General features: G+C 37.8%; 16 protein-coding genes. 10 read left to right on the forward strand and 6 right to left on the reverse strand.

The features are described from left to right. The first annotated feature begins 317 nt into the window (after positions 1-317). The 4 genes from AC1DFT_RS18985 (at position 318) to AC1DFT_RS19000 (ending at position 3539) form a co-directional block, all read left to right on the forward strand. Positions 318-1529, forward strand: a complete 1212-nt coding sequence (locus tag AC1DFT_RS18985) for an NAD(P)/FAD-dependent oxidoreductase (protein WP_478160925.1) — start codon at positions 318-320, stop codon at positions 1527-1529. 68 nt (positions 1530-1597) lie between these two features. Continuing rightward, positions 1598-2092: an NUDIX domain-containing protein gene (locus AC1DFT_RS18990; RefSeq protein WP_478160927.1), complete on the forward strand. Its 495-nt coding sequence runs from the start codon at positions 1598-1600 to the stop codon at positions 2090-2092. An 899-nt stretch (positions 2093-2991) separates the two neighbouring features. Beyond that, complete coding sequence (locus AC1DFT_RS18995; RefSeq protein WP_478160929.1) at positions 2992-3117, forward strand: YuiA family protein; 126 nt, start codon at positions 2992-2994, stop codon at positions 3115-3117. A 95-nt stretch (positions 3118-3212) separates the two neighbouring features. Then, complete coding sequence (locus AC1DFT_RS19000) at positions 3213-3539, forward strand: YuiB family protein (protein ID WP_478160931.1); 327 nt, start codon at positions 3213-3215, stop codon at positions 3537-3539. A gap of 219 nt (positions 3540-3758) precedes the next feature. Here the strand turns inward: AC1DFT_RS19000 and AC1DFT_RS19005 are convergent, their stop codons facing one another. Then, positions 3759-4235 (reverse strand): divergent PAP2 family protein, encoded by a 477-nt coding sequence (locus AC1DFT_RS19005; RefSeq protein WP_478160933.1) that lies wholly within the window; start codon positions 4233-4235, stop codon positions 3759-3761. 120 nt (positions 4236-4355) lie between these two features. Here AC1DFT_RS19005 and AC1DFT_RS19010 point away from each other — a divergent pair, with 120 nt between their 5' ends. The 3 genes from AC1DFT_RS19010 (at position 4356) to AC1DFT_RS19020 (ending at position 6873) form a co-directional block, all read left to right on the forward strand. Next, positions 4356-5858 carry a leucyl aminopeptidase gene (locus AC1DFT_RS19010; protein WP_478160935.1) on the forward strand — a complete coding sequence of 501 codons (1503 nt, stop codon included), beginning with the start codon at positions 4356-4358 and terminating at the stop codon, positions 5856-5858. A gap of 59 nt (positions 5859-5917) precedes the next feature. Continuing rightward, positions 5918-6163 (forward strand): hypothetical protein, encoded by a 246-nt coding sequence (locus AC1DFT_RS19015; protein ID WP_478160937.1) that lies wholly within the window; start codon positions 5918-5920, stop codon positions 6161-6163. A gap of 149 nt (positions 6164-6312) precedes the next feature. Beyond that, positions 6313-6873, forward strand: a complete 561-nt coding sequence (locus AC1DFT_RS19020) for a DUF5366 family protein (RefSeq protein ID WP_478160939.1) — start codon at positions 6313-6315, stop codon at positions 6871-6873. Between the two features lie 19 nt (positions 6874-6892). Here the strand turns inward: AC1DFT_RS19020 and AC1DFT_RS19025 are convergent, their stop codons facing one another. Beyond that, complete coding sequence (locus AC1DFT_RS19025; RefSeq protein WP_478160941.1) at positions 6893-8764, reverse strand: transglycosylase domain-containing protein; 1872 nt, start codon at positions 8762-8764, stop codon at positions 6893-6895. An 84-nt stretch (positions 8765-8848) separates the two neighbouring features. After that, complete coding sequence (locus AC1DFT_RS19030) at positions 8849-10084, reverse strand: MFS transporter (RefSeq protein ID WP_478160943.1); 1236 nt, start codon at positions 10082-10084, stop codon at positions 8849-8851. 340 nt (positions 10085-10424) lie between these two features. Between AC1DFT_RS19030 and AC1DFT_RS19035 the strand changes: the two genes are divergently transcribed. Beyond that, positions 10425-10961: a peptidylprolyl isomerase gene (locus AC1DFT_RS19035; protein WP_478160968.1), complete on the forward strand. Its 537-nt coding sequence runs from the start codon at positions 10425-10427 to the stop codon at positions 10959-10961. Between the two features lie 16 nt (positions 10962-10977). Beyond that, positions 10978-11202 (forward strand): hypothetical protein, encoded by a 225-nt coding sequence (locus tag AC1DFT_RS19040; RefSeq protein ID WP_478160945.1) that lies wholly within the window; start codon positions 10978-10980, stop codon positions 11200-11202. A 241-nt stretch (positions 11203-11443) separates the two neighbouring features. On the opposite strand, the gene AC1DFT_RS19045 is transcribed toward AC1DFT_RS19040, so the two are convergent. Beyond that, positions 11444-12610, reverse strand: coding sequence for a MalY/PatB family protein (locus tag AC1DFT_RS19045; protein WP_478160947.1), 1167 nt, complete (start codon positions 12608-12610; stop codon positions 11444-11446). Positions 12611-12685: 75 nt separating this feature from the next. Here AC1DFT_RS19045 and AC1DFT_RS19050 point away from each other — a divergent pair, with 75 nt between their 5' ends. Next, positions 12686-12946 carry a DUF1871 family protein gene (locus AC1DFT_RS19050; protein ID WP_093269698.1) on the forward strand — a complete coding sequence of 87 codons (261 nt, stop codon included), beginning with the start codon at positions 12686-12688 and terminating at the stop codon, positions 12944-12946. Between the two features lie 180 nt (positions 12947-13126). Here AC1DFT_RS19050 and AC1DFT_RS19055 read toward each other — a convergent pair whose 3' ends face one another. Continuing rightward, positions 13127-13339: a helix-turn-helix domain-containing protein gene (locus AC1DFT_RS19055; protein ID WP_402821434.1), complete on the reverse strand. Its 213-nt coding sequence runs from the start codon at positions 13337-13339 to the stop codon at positions 13127-13129. A 97-nt stretch (positions 13340-13436) separates the two neighbouring features. After that, positions 13437-14774 (reverse strand): sodium-dependent transporter, encoded by a 1338-nt coding sequence (locus AC1DFT_RS19060; protein WP_478160950.1) that lies wholly within the window; start codon positions 14772-14774, stop codon positions 13437-13439. Between the last annotated feature and the right edge of the window lie 105 nt (positions 14775-14879).

Below are 14879 nucleotides of genomic sequence, written 5' to 3' on the forward strand. Positions count from 1 at the left end.
AACGCATATGGTTTTCGTCGCTTCGATCACTTTCGGGCAAAGATTTTATTAAATATAAAGTATAAAGAAATAGGGGTTCATCTTGGTTAAGGGCTGGGTGAAAATCACATCACCCCAACATTTGACGTTGAACCTTAATTTCTGTAAATTAGGAACTTTACATATCGCTAACAATGTATTGAAATAGCGTGATAAAAGGTCTAATATAAGAGATAAGAGGTTTTTGTCGCAAATTAGACAAAAGAAAACGTTAGTAGGATGAATAATTTGTGTCGTAAAGGTCTTCTAAAAATATATAAAAGGTGGTTGCGATTTTCTTGAAAAGACCAACAATTCTAGTTTTAGGTGCAGGATACGGTGGACTATCTACTGTAGTAAACCTTCAGAAATTAGTAGGAACAGATGAAGCAGATATTATCTTAGTAAATAAAAATGATTACCATTATGAATCTACATGGTTGCACGAGGCTTCTGCTGGTACATTACGTCCAGACCAAGTTCGTTATGATGTTAAAAGTGTCATTAACGGAAGCAAAGTAACTTTTGTGAAAGCAACAGTTGATGCAATCGATGTAAATACAAAGAAAGTTGCAACAAGTGCTGGTGAGTATACATATGACTACCTAGTAATTGGTTTAGGTTTTGAAGGGGAAACTTTCGGAATCCCTGGTCTAGACAAGTATGCACTTTCTATTGCAAACGTAAATGCAGCTCGTCAAATTCGTGATCATATTGAATATCAATTTGCTAACTGGTCAACGGATGATGTACAAGACGATACTCGTTTAACAATCGTTGTAGGTGGAGCTGGATTTTCCGGTATCGAGTTTTTAGGTGAATTAGGAAATCGTATACCAGAACTATGCAAAGAATATGACGTACCGAAAGAAAAAGTACGTGTAGTATGTGTAGAAGCTGCTCCAATGGTATTGCCTGGATTTGACCCAGAATTAGTAGAATATGCTGTAAGACGATTAGAAGCTAAAGGAATTGAATTCTCTATTGGAACACCAGTAGTAGAAGCGACTCCAGAAGGCGTTAAAATTAAAAAAGGCGAAGAAGAATTCGAATTCATCACAGCTGGTACAGTTGTATGGGCTGCTGGAGTTCGCGGAAATCGCTTAATCGAATCATCTGGCATTGAAAATATGCGTGCTCGTGTTAAAGTTGAAAAAGACATGCGTGCACCTGGATTCCCAGATGTATTCATCGTTGGGGACTGTGCACTTATGATCAATGAAGAGATCAACCGTCCGTATCCTCCAACCGCACAAATTGCAATGCAACAAGCTGTTACAATTGCAAAAAATATTGTTGCACTTATGAAAGGCAATGATACAGAAGAGTTTGTACCTGCTCTAAAAGGAACAGTATGTTCACTTGGAGAGCATGATGCAATTGGTGATGTAATGGGTAGAAAACTTACTGGAACAAAAGCTTCGATTATGAAAAAGGTTATTGATAACCGTGCTCTTTATATGATCGGTGGAGTTCCACTAGTAGTGAAAAAAGGTAAATTTAGTTTATAATTTATAAATAATGATTAGCTCCCCCTGTATTAAAGGTGGGAGCTTTTTTAAAAGGGGATTGTTTATATATGGCTAAAGAAGATCGAGGAAATGTATGGCTTGGGGTTGCTGGTTTAGTAATTAATGAGGTTGGCGAATGGCTTGTCGTGAAAAAAAGATATGGCGGACTTCATGGCAGATGGTCTCTCCCTGCTGGATTTGTCAACAAAGACGAGACGGTAGATGAAGCAGTTTTTAGAGAAGTGAAGGAAGAGACTGGGGTAGAATGTTTGGTACAGCATATGATTGGTTTTAGAAGTGGCGTTATTCAAAATAAGATTAGTGACAACATGGCGATTTTTCTACTAAGGCCAATCGAAAAAATTCCTATTCTTCAAGCGCAGTTATCGGAGCTGTACGAAGTGAACTGGATTCATCCGTCTAGCTTGTTGCATGACCCAGATGCTTCCGTGATGATTCATGAGCTTGCAGAGAAGAAGTTTGAGGATGGATTTAGCACGCTGGACGGTATTAATCCAGGGGACGTCTTTGGTTATACGAGCTATAAGTTATTCATCAAGTAAGGAAGCCAACAATATAATATTAGTGTTTTGACTTTTTGAATGGAGCGTAATATAGAGAAACTGCGACGTAAAAGACCTATTGGGTGACCGCAAGGATTTTCGCTGCAGTCGTACGTTTTATACCGGGTAAGCGATGAGCCATCCCCGCCGCCTGCAGCGAAAATCAATGGAAATTACTAACTTATCACTATCCGAGATTAGCAATAAATGGTTGAACGAGACAATAACCACTGCGAACGCGACAATCTCGCCTTTGAACACGACAAACTAGTCGAGTCGATGCCGGCCAGGCGTGTTCGACGAGCTTTAAGGCATATAATTCCTATAATATGTCGAAATCATAGTTGTCTCACATCAAGTAAAGAGCCATTTTGAGAATTGGTTGCTTTCACGAGTAATTTGGTTGCTCTCGTGCTGATTTAGTTGCTTTCGCAGTAGAACTGGTTGCTCCCAGTGATCGGCTGGTTGCCCTAAGCCATTTATTGGATGAATCCAATGGAAAAACTGGTTGAAATTTTGTTTTTTTTAATGGGATGGTATTGATAATTGGGCAATTTTCATTGATTTTCGCTACAGGGCGGCGACTCCAGTGGAGGCCAACACGATGTTGGTCACGAAGGGGTTGCCACACGATGTGGCGTTCTTAGCCTTTGTTCCTCTGCCTGAGTAAGATGAGACTTCACATCGTACGCCTAAGCGGCGGTGAAGGCTCATCACTCACCCCACGGAAAGCGTCCGTCCTGTAGCGAAAATCACAGTGGATCCTAATCAGAGCAATATACCGCGCAGTTTCCCAACATTGTGAACTTCCTTTTAATATGGTTAGTTTTTTATTTACAATCAAATCTCTATATGTTATATTATCAGAATATTATAATAACTGAAAAGGAGCTGTTTGAATGAACAAGATAAAACAAGAAACGGTTACTAGAAATTGCCCGTATTGCAAAGGGGAAGGATATTTTCAATTACGCTTAGGCGGTTCAGAAACTTGTAATTGTTGCAATGGATCAGGGAAAAAGTAAACCCTTTATGACAAATAGGTGAAAGTAAACAAGTGCATTGAATACTCCCCTCCGTTAAGGTAAACTAGTAAAAGATACTACGGAGGTAATAGATTATGGGAGACTTTATGCTTGTACAAATGATCATTTCGGTGCTCATATTTTTCGTCATGTTTTTTGGAATCGCTTTTTTATTAAACATGCTACTTAGAATGACATGGTTTATGGCAATTCTTTATCCAATTGTTGTTGTGTTTATTATTGATGAAGTTGCTTTTTTTGATTATTTTACAAAGCCAGGACTTGCTTTCTCAGCGCTTGGAGATAAATTAGTGTCATTGCATGCGGCAGACATTATTATTTTGTCTAGTGGACTTGTAGGGGCAATTGCAGCTGGGTTTGTTATTAAATACTTAAGAAAAAATGGCTATCAAATGTTTTAAAAGGATGACTCGCAAAACGAGTCATCCTTTTTTTACATCCAGACTCCAGCGCCTTGCCCCTCGGGGTCAAATGTGAAAAAGCTGTGGTGGCTGGAGAGCTGCCTCCTTGGCCCGCACGATGCGGGTTATGTCTGCTTTGCCACACGATGTGGCGTACTTTGCAGACCTACCCCATCCCCATTTGCCTGTCGGGGCAGACATAGGCGCTTCCGCTTTTGTTCATACAATCATCGTATAAATAATGACCGAAATCGCAATACCAGTTAGGGCACCCATAAATACTTCAATTGGTTTGTGACCTAACAATGTTTTCAACTCTTCAATTTTCTCTTCATTTTTCATGTGAGACCATTCTTTTGTCTGTGCAACAAAGTTTTGAAAATCAGCGCGCATTTGATTGATAATCAGCGCTTGTTTTCCAGCCTGGAAACGAACCCCAGTTGCATCGAACATAACAATAACAGCAAACACGGTTGCGACTGCAAAGAGGTTAGAATCGATTCCCGCTTCAAATGCAATTGCGGTACAAAGTGAAGTTACAGCAGCTGAGTGAGAACTAGGCATTCCACCAGTAGATGTAAAGAGCTTCCAGTCCAGATTCCTCGTCATCAGAAAATGAATGGGGATTTTTACAAATTGAGCAAAGAAAATAGAAAAAAGTGCAGCCATTAATGGGATGTTTTGGAGGATTGCCAAAGTAGACACCGCCTTTCGATATAATTTAAGTAAGATAAGTATAACATACTCATACAATTCGAAAAATGAATCTTCTTCCTATATAATAAGAATATATCTGAATAAGTAGGGGGAAAAATAATGATTATTAGTACAAATGACGTAGTATTTGATGAAATTCAATCTGAGACACTTGTGGTCGCTGTTTCTAAGCACGCGGAGAACACAACTAAATGGGAAGCTTTTTTAAGTAGTTTTGGGGAACATGTTGCACAGTGGGTAAAGAGTGGGGATATTTCTTCTGAACTTAAAAAGATTGTAAAAGTTCCTGTGGCGGACAAAGATGGAGTGAAAAGAATTATTTTTGTCGGAATTGGAGAACGAAAACAATTAACACAAGAAAATATTCGGGAAGCATTCGGCCTCGTTGGAAAAGAATTATTAGTTAGCAAACCAGAGTCATTGGCAATTTGGATTCCTTCCTTTAGCACTGAGTCCATTTCGGATATAGATGTAGCTTATTTAGCCGCTGAAGGGCTTGGAATGGGTTCTTTTAAATATGAAGGATATAAAACTTCCTCTAATGTTCCGGACTATTACTTACCAGCGATTGAGCTATTAACGGATGAGGATAGCGACGAAATAGTATCCTATTTTGAAGTAGGGACTATTTATGCGGATGCAGTGAATGAAGCAAGAATTTTGGTAAATACTCCGGGCAATGTCTTAACATCTACACAATTAGGAGAGTATGCAAAAGAACTTGGCAATACATATGGTTTTGAAACAGAAATTTTAGGTAAAAAGGAAATTGAAGAACTTGGTATGGGTGCTTTACTTGCGGTCAACCAAGGATCTGTCGAGGAACCAAGATTCATCGTGTTAAAATACCAAGCAACAGAAAAATGGGAAGATGTTGTAGCACTTGTAGGGAAAGGTATTACATTTGATACAGGTGGTTACTCGATCAAAACGAAAACAGGAATTGTTGGGATGAAAGGTGATATGGGAGGGGCAGCAGCTGTTTTGGGTGCAATGCAAATCATCGGGGAGCTTCGCCCGAACAAAAACGTCATCGCAGTCATCGCCTCAACAGATAATATGATTTCTGGAAATGCATTTAAACCAGATGATGTGATTACATCGATGAGTGGAAAAACGATTGAAATATTAAATACAGATGCAGAAGGTCGTTTAGTGCTTGCAGATGCTGTAACATATGCTAAACAACAAGGTGCTAACTATATTGTAGACGTTGCAACATTAACAGGTGGGGTTATTACAGCCCTTGGTTACGATAAAACAGGTGCACTTACAAATAACGAAGAGTTTTTCGAGACGTTCATGGAATCTTCTCTAGAAACAGGGGAATTTACATGGAGATTACCTTTAACGGAAAGTGATAAAAAACGAATACGTAAAAGCGATGTAGCGGATTTAAACAACTCACCAGGTAGCGATGGTCATATGATTTTCGGTGGCGGTTTTGTCGGCGAATTTGTAGAGGACACACCATGGATTCATTTAGATATTGCTGGGACTTCGGATGCAAATGCAGCATATGATTTCGGACCAAAAGGCGGTACTGGTGTCATGGTACGAACACTTGCTACATTAATCGAGCGAATGGCTGACGAAGAGTAGGCAAAACGCACAGCCTATTACTCCTAAACCGCATACACTGTTGGGAAAGGAGGAACAGCATGGTACGATTTAATCGAGGTGGCTTTGGCGTAGGTCATGGTGGCTTTAGAGGCCCAGGTTTTGGATTTGGCGGTATTGGAGGTCCATTTATAGGAGGCTTAGTAGGAGGTCTTTTAGGTTCTTCATTATATGGAGGTTATGGTGGTTATAACAGATATCCATATTACCCACCTAATCAACCATATCCATACTATCCATATTATCCATATTATCCTTATCAGCCTTATTACGGTGGTTATTACTAATAAAATAAAAGCTTTTGCAACGCACATTTTTTGCGGTTGCAAAAGCTTTTTTCTTCTTTTCTTCTCTACATAAATAGACTGCTACTTGCAGAATGTATCTTCCCTTCGTTATGATAAAAATGAATACTTTATAGAATAAGAGGATCATGATGAGAAACCCATATGTGTTCGGATTTTTGCCTTTAATTACGATTTTATTATTTAGTTTAACATTTTCTGTTTATACAATGAATAAAGCGATTGAATTGTTTAAAGTCATAGGTGTCTATAGTGGTATGCGGGAGTTTCTTTCCGATTTAGAACTGAAAATCTTTCTGCTTATTATTTTAGTGCTCGTATATTTTATGCTTTTTTCTGCTTTGAAATTGATTGCGGAAACAATTCACGAAATCGGTATGTTATTTTTTTYAAAAGATTTAGAAGGGAAGACCATTTCACAAGCACGAGGCGGTTATGTGATCTTCTTTGTAGGAGCAGTCATTTCCGCTGTAGGTTTACAATCGATTCAATTATTGTTAATCCTATTCCTAGCAACTGTATTTATCTATTTTATATATGTCGTATTTAAATTGAGTAATTCAATGAGTCTATTGGGTACGGTAGGATTAATCATGTTCGAGATTATTATTTGGAGTCTATTTTTAGCCTTAATAATCTATGCAATCATTAAGTTATACAATGGAGTTATCGCAAGCTTGCCTTTTTTGTGAAATGAAAAGAAGCTACGGTTTAGTAGCTTCTTCTGTCGTTCTTCATGATTTGATTGAAGATGGAATGGTGTATTTTCTTAGATTCGATGGGTTTCATGTTTTTAGGCATATCATAGCCAATCCAAACAGCGGATGTATAGGTGTCCGATAGTCCGGCTATCCAGTAGTCCACATAATCATTGGTCGTCCCTGTTTTAGCACCAATATACGATGACTGTACAAAAATACCTTTCCCTGTACCATTTGCGACCACATCACGTAGCAAGTTACGCATCGTTTGTACGGTTTTTGGTGACCAAACCTCTTGTTTTTCCTCGTTCCATTCATATAAAATCTTGCCATCTTTATCCACAACTTTACGAATTGCATGCGCGGGCTTATACATACCATTTATAAAACCTGTATACGCATCTGCCATTTCTAGTGGTGTTACTCCTTTTGTCAGCCCACCTAAAGCAGCAGCATAGGAATAATCTTCTTTTCCAATATGGTTAAATTGGAAAGGGTCCAATTTATCAAAAGCTGTTTCGATCCCAGTCATTTGAAGTAAACGGACAGCAGGCGTGTTATAACTGAAACGAAATGCTTGTTGAATCGTGACATTTCCATAAATTGCGCCACCATAATTTTGCGGGCAGTATGTACCAATACAAAACTTTCCTGCATTAATCGTATTTTGCGGCGTTAAAGATGTTGTTTCAAACAAGGGAGCATATACAAGTAATGGTTTGAAAGCTGAACCTGGCTGTCGAACAGCTTGGTATGCCCGATGAAAGTCGAACTTTTTATAGTTATTTCCTCCATACAAACTGATAATCTCCCTTGTTTCATTATTAATAACAGTCGTCGCTGCCTGTAAGTCAGCCGTTTTACGTAATAAGCCGTTTACATATGTTTCATCTTTTTGCTGTTTAACTGGGTCGAGAGCAGTATATATAGTAATTCCTTGGGTGCTGATTTCAGTTACACGAGATTGCAGTTCCTTTTCGAACTGTTGTTTTTGTTGATCGTTTTGTGCAGTGGCTATTTTTTCTGTGAAGCCTTCCGTATAGGCGATTAGATTTTTTAATTCTTCCACCACGTATGTACTGTAGGCAGGATACTGTTGTATTTTCGTTTTCGTGTGCAAAATTATTGGAGCAGCTTTTAGAACATCTCCATCAGCATCAGCTATTTTTTCGTTTTTGACTAATACATCAATGAGTAATTCCTGTCTTTTTTTCACTGCATCGAAATTTACTAAAGGATCGTATAGCGTTGGGTTATTGGGAATAGCACTTATAAAAGCAAGTTCGCTTTTAGTTAACTCATTTATCGGTCGGCTAAAATAATAGGTTGCCGCTGCTCCAATTCCATACACTTGGTTTCCGAAATAGATTTCATTTAAATAATTGGATAGTATTTCTTCTTTTGTCGATTGTTTTTCCATTTCATACGCATATAATAGCTCAGTTACTTTTCGTTCATATGTTTTTTCGGTAGTCAAATAACGCAAGCGAACAAGTTGTTGCGTTATTGTGCTAGCACCTTGGTCTTTTGAATTGGCTATGGCGTTTGCAAAAACTGCACGAAAAATTGCACTAAAATTAAATCCGATATGATCATAAAATTCCACATCTTCACTTTGAATAAACAACTCCTGAACAAAAAGAGGTATAGATTCAAGGGGCAGGGGGTCTCGCCATTCAATATAATCCTCTGAGAAAACCCGCTCCTGTTCATCGAGAAAAACAACAGGGGAGGAAATCGATGGGCTCGATAATTGAATAGATTCTGTCATACTATCTTTATATGAATTAGCTACAAGTATTTCTGTATGAATGAAAGAATATAAGATCCATATAAATGGAAAGCAAAGTAATATAATAATAAAACCGATTGCTTGGCGCATTTGTTGAACTCCATTTCACGATTATCTAAATCTGTCCATATTAAAAGAATAGCACACTTTCTAGTAGGAAGTGTGCCTGTTTTTTTACGTTGTTTTAGCCTGAAGTTCTTCCTCTAACAATACATCTTCAAAATCCTGTATTGGTTTCTTTCGTGCAAAATAAATGATGAAAAAGGCGATTAAAAATAAGCTGCCGGTTACAAAAAATACAGAAGATATACCGATATATCCACTTATAAATCCGCCAAACATTGGTCCAATAATATTCCCTAAAAACCGGAAGCTTGTGTTATAGCCCATTAATTCGCCCTGCACTTCAATCGGTGCTTCTCTTCTTATTAAAGCTGTGGTTATAGGTATCAGACCTCCTGAAGCTATTCCAAATAGGAAACGAAGAACGATCAATTGCCATAAATCCGTTACGAATGCTTGTGGAATGATAAATATAAAAGCGATAACTAGTAGAGCAGATAGTATTTTCTCGTATCCAATTGAATCTCCAAGTTTTCCCCATGTCCTAGCAAATAGTAAACTACCGACCCCGGTAGCACTAAAGGTAATCCCTGCTAGTAAAGCGACTTCTTTGGAATTCGTTAAATGCGAAACATACAAGGATAGTAGGGGCTGAATACTAAATAAGCCGATTTGAACAATCGACGTAATCATTAAAACGTTTAAAATAAGTCGATGGTGGAAAATACCGGAGATAACTGTTTTTCTCGAGAATTCATGATCATTCTTATTCTTTTCTTTTTTAATTTCTCGGATACCGAAAATAACGAGCAATGCTGCGATTGAAACAGCGGAAGAGGTAATGATAAAGGTGTATTGAAAACCGAAAGTGTCTGCTAAAAAACCACCCATTACCGGGCCGAAAAGTGTACCGGATACACTTCCCATTTGTAGCGTCCCCATCGTTTTCCCGGCTATATTTCTTGGAGTTTGTGCGCTTATGAAAGCTAGAGAAGTAGGGATAAATCCAGTAACAATCCCCATAAATAAACGAAGGACAAAAAATGCTTCCACGGAATGAACAAAGCCCATTAAAAAGACACTTGTGGCGATACCGAAGCCATTAATAATGAGTATAGGCTTGTACCCATATTTATCCGCAATTCTTCCCCAAACGGGAGACATTAAAAAGGCGGTAACGAAAGTAACACCGAATACGAGCCCAGCCCATTTTTGAACATAGCTTTCAGAAAAGTCACCCATACTGTTAATATATAATGACAAAAAGGGCATAATCATCGTCATCGTGCCCGCTACGAGAAAGTTAGAAAACCACATGATCGTAAAGTTTCTCTTTTGTACGCTCATCGAAATCCCTTCTTTCTTTTTGTTAACGTACTTATAGTCATATACTATTATAGAACATTTCGAGTGACTAAGAAAGTTAGATACTTTGTCACTGAAATTAAGTAGCCAATATGATAAAATAATTTGGGGTGAATGAAACGTGAAAAAGTTACTTATATTCATGGTAATATGTACTGCTTTTTTCTTAAGCGCTTGTGGTAAAACTGCCACGGAAGCACCGAAAGAGGAAGTGGTAACAGAAGAAGAAACAGCTGAAAATACAAACTCTGAACAACAAGGAGAGATAGGCGTGTATCCACAACTGAAGACAGAAGTCGCATCAAATGAGGCGTTAGTTATTATGCATACATCTATGGGAGATTTGAAGATCAAACTATTCCCGGAATATGCACCGAAAACAGTCGAAAACTTTTTAACACATGCGGAAAATGGATATTATGAAGGCATCATTTTCCACCGCATTATTCAAGATTTTATGATTCAAGGTGGAGACCCAACTGGAACTGGAATGGGGGGCGAAAGTATTTACGGACAAGAGTTCGAAGATGAATTCTCGATGAATTTATTTAATCTAAGAGGCGCTTTATCAATGGCAAATGCTGGTCCGAATACGAATGGTAGTCAGTTCTTTATCGTTCAAGCATCTCAAGCACCAGCAACAGTAGAACAGTTAACAGCGGGTGGATGGCCAGAAGAAATTGCAAAAGCATATGCAGAAAATGGTGGAACACCACATCTCGATCAAAAACATACCGTTTTTGGACAAGTAATTGAGGGTATGGATATTGTCGATCAAATGGCTACGGTGGAAACTGGGGCACAAGACAAGCCAGTAACGGATATTACGATTGAATCCATCGAGATTATTGAAAAATAAGTAAGGAAGTGTAAAAATGTTTACCTTTTTACAACCAGCGTTTCTTTATTTGTATTTTCCCGAAGATAAAACAGAATATATTCCAGTAGTGCTCGAATTTCTTATATTATTGGTTATTTGTATACTTGTTTTCAGATGGTTCAAAAAGAAATCAGCTAAAGACGCGGAAAAAGCAAGAGTACTAGAAGAAAAGATTATGCGCATGAGAAAAGAAGAACTAGAAAAGCAGTCATCTCAATGAGATGACTGCTTTTTAAATTTAAGTAATTATTTCCATATAAAATGTAGTTATACGGCATAATTTTTCGATGTATTAATCCAGTAAATGGCTAAGAGCAACTAACCAATCAGTGAAAGCAACCAGTTCTATTCCGAAAGCAACCAAATTATTAGTGAAAGCAACCAGTTTTTAAATCATCAAGTTTACTTGAAGTGGGACGACAATTATTGTTAGTCGTTTATTGGAAAGGTAGTGAAAATTACTATTTCAACGCTTTAGCAAATCGGGCAACGCCTTCTTGAATGGTCTCGAATGGGCAAGCGCAGTTCATTCGTAAAAAGCCATCAGCAGCTTCTCCGTATTTAGTGCCCGGTTCCAGTGCAAGTTTACCTTTTGTTAATAACTTTTCCATTATTTCTTTCTCCGACAATCCAGTATCTCGGTAATTAATCCATAATAAATAGGTGCCTTCTGGTTTAGCAACTTTGATTCCCTCTATTTCGGACAAATGCTCAATAGCATAATCCATATTGGATGAAAGAACTTCCATTAGCTCTTCTAACCATGGTTCCCCTTCGTTATAAGCTGCCTGTAAAGCGGTTAATGAGAAAATATTTAAGCCCATATCGCCACGTGTCATAGCGAGATGTTCGAGTGTTTTTCGTTTTTGCTCATCTGGAACAATTGTAGCAGCTGCTTGAATTCCTGCTAAGTTAAATGTTTTGGTTGGTGCAAAAAACGTAATTATATTATTCTTATCTTCCGCAACAGATAATAACGGCGTATGTTTATTTGGTTGGAAAACAAGATCTGAATGAATTTCATCTGAAAGTATAAGGACCTTGTATTGCTGACAAAGTGAGGCCATTTGGGCTAAATCATTTTTGTTCCACACTTTTCCACCAGGATTATGTGGGTTACATAAAATAAATGCTTTTACCCCTGTTTGTAAACATGTTTCAAATACATCTAAGTCAAGTTCATATGCATTTTCTTTTTCTACAAGACGACAAGTAACAACTTCCCGTTCTAAATTTTGTGGGATATTTGTAAAGGGTGGGTATACAGGAGTATGGATGAGTATTTTATCACCAATCTCAGTAAAAGCTTCAATCGCTTCTGCCATAGCAGGAATGACCCCTTGTCTAAATAAAATCCATTCGTTGTTAATCGTTAATTGGTGTTTATGCAAAAGCCAATTAGTTAAGGCAGATTTTACTGTTTCGGGAGTCATGGAGTATCCGAAGATAGGATGCTCGATTCGTTTATGTATTGCATCTTTAATAACAGGAGCAATCGCAAAGTCCATATCCGCAACCCACATCGGAAGCACATCGGATGCATCCTCCAGTGAATATATTTGATCAAGCATGTCCCATTTTACAGAAAAGGTGTTTCTTCGATTATAAACAGTAGAAAAATTAGACAAAGTAATTTCTCCTTTCAATTTGAGATTATTATGTTATTATAACCCTAACCAATAAAACTAGTAAGGTGAAACTAAATGGACACAATTGAGATGAATAGAAAAGCAGTTTGGACGCTACAAGAGTGGGATCCATTCAATCTAGGAGTAGATAGTTACGAAACAGAAACAGCTGATGTAGTAGCTGATTTACAAAACATTGACCATCCATCAGAACTCGCGAAACGAATCCAAGAGATTTATGAACATTCGTTCGAAGAGTGGATTCCGCTTGAAAAATGTGTAGAGATTTCATACAAGTTGATTGCCTTGAAATATGAAATGAAATGCATCATCTAATAAAGTGAAACTTCAATCAGTGGGGGGTTCTTCATCCCCCACTGATTGTTAGTTGATCCAATCGGGCTTTTATGGGCAGTGGATCTCCCACTTATCTTAAATTTTGAAGTTGGTGTCTTACTGCCCGTTAATGCGGGATAAAGAAAAAGCTTTCGGTTTATACCCCGAAAGCTTTTTTGTTTACGCTTCTTGTAGGCCGTCTAATAAATTAGAGGCCGGGACTTCTAATGCGTTCGATAATTTTAAAATCGTTTGTACAGATGGTGTTTCGTTACCTGATTCGTATGCTTCTAGTTTACCTGTTCCAATTCTTGTTTTTAAGGCAAGTGTTTCTAAAGATATATTACGTTCTTCTCTAAGTTGACGTAATTGTTCATGCAATTCTTTTTTCATGCATTGATCCACCCCTTTAAAAGTCTTAATTGTTACTATATTATAGCACAATTCTTTTTAGAACAGCTTTAAAGTATTGACAGAAAAAGTACTTTTTTTACAAAAACAATTTAATAATTCCTTGCACAAATATGATAATAATTGCAAGCGGAGCAGCAATACGAACGATAAAATACCATGCTTGGAACAAAGGTTTATTCAGTAGCAACTCATTGGAAAGCTCTGCTTTAGATAAATGGTACCCAGCGAATATAGAGATGAATAATGCACCTATCGGTAAGCCAAAGCTGCTAGTAATAAAGTCTGCAAAATCAAAGATAGTCATTCCTAATAAATGAACATCCGAAAGCACTCCAAAAGAAAGGGCACTTGGAATTCCAACCAAGAAAATAATAAAACCATAAATCCAAGATGCTTTTCTACGGCGTTCGTAATTAGAGCGAATGCCGATCGATACGGATATTTCCAACATGGAAATAGACGATGTCAGCGTTGCAAACAATAAAAGGATAAAGAAAATAATCATAAAAAATGCACCGAACGGTATTTGTTCAAATACTGCAGGTAAGATGATAAATGCTAAACCAGGTCCTTGATCGGGCGTATACCCAAGCGCGAAAACAGCGGGAAATATGACGAGCCCGGCTAAAATCGAAACACCAATATTCATCAGTGCAACATTAAACGCGGAGCTTCCCAGTTTTTCTTCTTTCGATAAATAAGAAGCATAGGTAATCATCACGGCCACTCCAACACTTAACGAGAAGAAAGCTTGTCCAAGCGCTAGCAAAATTGTTTTGCCAGTAAAATAAGACCAATCCGGAACAAACAAAAATTTAATCCCTTCCATAGCTCCATCTAGCGTTAAAGATCGAATAACAAGTGCTATAAAGAAGACAAATAACAGAGGCATCATCCACTTACTAGCCCGTTCTATCCCGCCTTTAATTCCACCTTGGACGATCCAAATCGTTAACAGCATAAATGCTCCTTGTGCAATAATCACTTCCCAAGGGTTTTGGATGATAGTACCGAACAATTCACTGAAATAATTGTCGCCACCGCCTTTAAGTTTAAAAAATATGGATCTTACTAAATAACTTAATATCCATCCGCCAACTACACTATAAAAGGATAAAATAATAGATGAAAATATTAATCCCGACCAACCTAGAAGATACCACTGTTTTCCAGGTGCTTGCTTTTTAAAAGAAGTGACTGGATCTGATTGTCCTCGTCTTCCGATTACGAACTCTGCAAGTAAAATAGGTAGCCCAATTAAAAGCGTGCTTATGATGAAAAGTATAAGAAAGACACTACCACCATTCGTTCCTGCCATATATGGAAACTTCCAAATAGCACCCAATCCGATTGCACTTCCGGCTGCTGCTAATATGAATCCAATTTTCGAGCCAAAATGATCTCGTTTTGCCAAAAATAACTCCTCCTTCAAGTAGAACGGTCTTATTGTACACGAGGTTAAAGGGAAAATATAGACTAATATTATGAAACATTCTAGAACTATCTTTCGTATCACCTA

The organism is Psychrobacillus sp. 05T411 (assembly GCF_056396485.1).

What these genes read in the sequence shown, in the direction of transcription:
- AC1DFT_RS19015 (WP_478160937.1), top strand. Translation starts at nt 5,918, where the DNA reads ATGGTACGATTTAATCGAGGTGGCTTTGGCGTAGGTCATGGTGGCTTT.
- AC1DFT_RS18995 (WP_478160929.1), top strand. Translation starts at nt 2,992, where the DNA reads ATGAACAAGATAAAACAAGAAACGGTTACTAGAAATTGCCCGTATTGC.
- AC1DFT_RS18990 (WP_478160927.1), top strand. Translation starts at nt 1,598, where the DNA reads ATGGCTAAAGAAGATCGAGGAAATGTATGGCTTGGGGTTGCTGGTTTA.
- AC1DFT_RS19000 (WP_478160931.1), top strand. Translation starts at nt 3,213, where the DNA reads ATGGGAGACTTTATGCTTGTACAAATGATCATTTCGGTGCTCATATTT.
- AC1DFT_RS19040 (WP_478160945.1), top strand. Translation starts at nt 10,978, where the DNA reads ATGTTTACCTTTTTACAACCAGCGTTTCTTTATTTGTATTTTCCCGAA.
- AC1DFT_RS19035 (WP_478160968.1), top strand. Translation starts at nt 10,425, where the DNA reads ATGCATACATCTATGGGAGATTTGAAGATCAAACTATTCCCGGAATAT.
- AC1DFT_RS19010 (WP_478160935.1), top strand. Translation starts at nt 4,356, where the DNA reads ATGATTATTAGTACAAATGACGTAGTATTTGATGAAATTCAATCTGAG.
- AC1DFT_RS19050 (WP_093269698.1), top strand. Translation starts at nt 12,686, where the DNA reads ATGGACACAATTGAGATGAATAGAAAAGCAGTTTGGACGCTACAAGAG.
- AC1DFT_RS19055 (WP_402821434.1), bottom strand. Translation starts at nt 13,339, where the DNA reads ATGAAAAAAGAATTGCATGAACAATTACGTCAACTTAGAGAAGAACGT.
- AC1DFT_RS19025 (WP_478160941.1), bottom strand. Translation starts at nt 8,764, where the DNA reads ATGCGCCAAGCAATCGGTTTTATTATTATATTACTTTGCTTTCCATTT.
- AC1DFT_RS19030 (WP_478160943.1), bottom strand. Translation starts at nt 10,084, where the DNA reads ATGAGCGTACAAAAGAGAAACTTTACGATCATGTGGTTTTCTAACTTT.